This is a genomic window from Patescibacteria group bacterium, from assembly GCA_018896645.1.
Taxonomy (GTDB): domain Bacteria; phylum Patescibacteriota; class Patescibacteriia; order UBA2591; family JABMQE01; genus JAHIMF01.
On the sequence record JAHIMF010000060.1, the window covers coordinates 1 to 3,170 of the forward strand.

Consider the following 3,170-nt stretch of genomic DNA (forward strand, 5'->3'; position numbering starts at 1 on the left):
AATAAAGACCTAATCCTGTTCCTTCGGTCTGCATTCTGACAACATTATCACCCCTGAAAAACTTGCTAAAAACCCTGCTCTGCTGATTTTCTGGAATTCCCGCGCCTGTGTCCTCTATAGACACTTTGATAAAATCTCCGTCTGTCGCGACAGAAATTGTGACTTTGCCTCCGGGCGTGGTATAACGTATTGCGTTATCCAGAATATTGGATACTGCCATTTTTAGACGTTGAGGGTCAAATACCAGAAACAACGGAGAATTAGCGACTTTATATTTTAAATTGACGCCCCCTTTCTTTGCCTGTTGTTTAAAAGAAGACGCAATACCCTCCATAAACTCGTTAAAATCATTCTTTGAAAATTCAAAGCCAAATTTTCCCTCTTCAATACGACTTATATCCAACAAGTCGTTAACTAAATAAATCATTCTTTCGTTGGAGTTATATCCTTTCTCAGTAAACTCGCGCTGTTTCGCAGAGAGAGCGCCTAAATCACCGTCCAAAAGCATTTTCAATGTCCATTTTACGGAAGAAAGGGGTGTCCTTAACTGATGGGCGGCAATGGAAATGAATTCTGATTTCATTTTGTCAACCTCCTTCTCGCGAGTAACATTAGCTAATACCCGCATTGCCCCAACAAACTTCCCCCGAGAATCAATAACATCAATATGCGTTACGTTCAAAATCAATTTAACCGGATCTTCGATCGTTACCTCCTTGCTTTGTTTATTTTTCAAATTCAAAGACAATACCTTGTATAAATTAGCCATCTGCACACTTTCTTTTGCTTTTTCTTTATCTATAATTTTATGTAGTACATTGCTTCTTTCCAGCAAAAAAAACTTTTCCACTTTTGGGTTCAAAAAGGTTATATTGTTATCCGAGTCAACCATAATCAGCCCCTCAGTCAAGCTGTCAACAATAGAAACGATTTTTTCTTCTTCAGTTTTCAATTGCTGAAAAGTCCTATTAAGCTGTTCACTTATTTTTGAATTTTCAATAAATAAAGCAAGTTGATCAATCAGTCTGGAAAACAAAAGAATGTCCTCTTCGGTAATTTCCGGTAAAATACGCAAAGCTCCCTTTTCTGAATATCCCGCTAAAAGAAATCCATTCGGTTTTCCTTCTCTACCTTTTAAAGAGTGTGCCAAAAAATACACTACTCCAAAATCTTTTACAAAATCTTCAGAAAACGCCCGTTGTGCTTTCTTATCGCGAAAATCCGACAAAAAATTGCCGGTTTTGATTAAGTGATTAATTCTATCAGCAACAGAGGACTTAGACTCCGCCAGTTTCTTTATTTCTTGCTCTTTATAGCCAGCCGTGGAAAACAGGCGCGGAAACCCTCCGTCCCAAACAAAAAACAAGGACTTTTCAAATTCCATCTCGCGAATAAGATAATTGACAATGAAATCTGTTATGGCTTTTGTGTTAAAGCCTGTCAAGAGTAGCGCGCCCGTCAATGACTGCAACTTTGCAAGCCCTGATTTTTCTTTATTAAGTCGGTCGCGGACATCATACATCTGTTTCTCGGTTCTGACCACTTGCTTTATTTGCTGGTCTAATTTTTCAGCAATAAATTTAAAATCAGAAATTTCTTTTCTCTCAAACTTTTTTTGTGTCTTGCCTTTAGCAATTTTAGCCATTGGAAATTAATAAATCACGCAAAGGACAGCTGTGTAATTATGAAGATAATTTTTGTTTTTTACCGGAGAAATTTCGCCAAATGTAAAAAGTCCAGCCCATGGTATATCTTTGCCTAATGTTTCCTGCATAGCATCAACGGGTTTTTTCGCTTTTTCCTCAGAACCGAATAATATCTTGCCTCTGCCCGCGCAATCAAAGTGAAGAACAAATTTTGGCTTCTTGCCACCTAATTTTTGTTTAATCTGCTCTGCGGCTTCTTTGGCTCTTTTAATCAAAGATTCCGCGTCTCTTCTCATTAACTGCATTTTCGTTCCGGTAGGCATTTCCGTTGGAATAGTAACAGAGCTATCCTTTTCGTCCCTGCTCATGCAGGCGCGGACCATATACTTGTCATACACATCGGATATTTCTTCCGGCACTGGTTCGCCAATAGCAAAATAAGCCATGGCTTTACCAAAATCTTTTGCTTCGCCTGGCGCCAAATATTCTGTTAAAACTTCGTAAGCCGGCTTGTTGTCTATCTCATAAATACGGTTCCCCTCAGCTTTGGTGATTTCTTTTTCTAAACCAATCGGAATGCAACCATGACTAACACCCACTTCTACCTTAGCATTTCCTGAAATCAAAACTGCCGACATAGCATCTGTTAAAACTTCATCATTATGATATTGATAAGTCTTAGTAAATTTCCAATTATCTCCTGACGTACCGCCTATGAAAGGTATATCTGTTCCAATAACGCCTTCTAACCCCGCAAAAACCTGTTTCATGTTGCAAGTCAGACCATCTGGCAACAAAATAAGCGCAACAGTATTTTTAATATTACCTTTTTTTATTTCTTTTCCTATTGATTCCCCGGCAGACCCAGAACTCTCTTTCAAATTTCGGCCTAAATAGTTTGAAAACTTAATTTCTTTTGAAGCTAAAACCATAACAGACAAACCGTATAATTTTTCATTGGGGCCATCTTGGGTAATTACGCCTTCGCCTGAACAACCGCTTAATGGCGCACCGTTAGTAAGCATTCTCACCTCTTTTAACACCTCTTCTTGCTCATAACCAATTGTGGCAAAGAGAAAAACAAAATCACATTTATCTATGCCGGCTTTCTCAAAAGCCATTTTAACGGCTTCGCTTGCCGCTTTTTTGGGGTCTGGCTCTTTGCTAGACCCGACACCTACTTTAGTAGACATGATATTACATTATTGTGCCAATATTAATTTAACCAGCTTATTTGATGTAGCACATTAGCATCAAATATAACCTCATCTTATTATACTGTAAATCTTTTTTTATTAAAACTATTCCTGTTTTCTCATTTGGCTCCAATTAGAACCAACGGATACGTCCACAACAAGCGGTATTTCGGGCAAATATTTATCCTCCATAATCTTTTTATTTTAAATTTTAAATTTGATAAAAATAAGCAACCTTCTCATAAAAACATTATATCATATGGTAAGGCAGAGTAAAATAAAAAACGGTTCCTTTATCTTTTCCTGGCTCAAACCAAATCTTGCCACC

The 3,170-nt window shown here is 37.8% G+C and carries 2 protein-coding genes; both read right to left on the reverse strand.

Annotated features, from left to right (window positions below):
* The coding region (locus KKD20_04495; protein MBU4332352.1) for a PAS domain-containing protein at positions 1-1,645 on the reverse strand (1,645 nt) is incomplete at its 3' end.
* A gap of 6 nt (positions 1,646-1,651) precedes the next feature.
* Positions 1,652-2,839, reverse strand: a complete 1,188-nt coding sequence (locus KKD20_04500; GenBank protein MBU4332353.1) for an FIST C-terminal domain-containing protein — start codon at positions 2,837-2,839, stop codon at positions 1,652-1,654.
* Positions 2,840-3,170 lie beyond the last annotated feature (331 nt).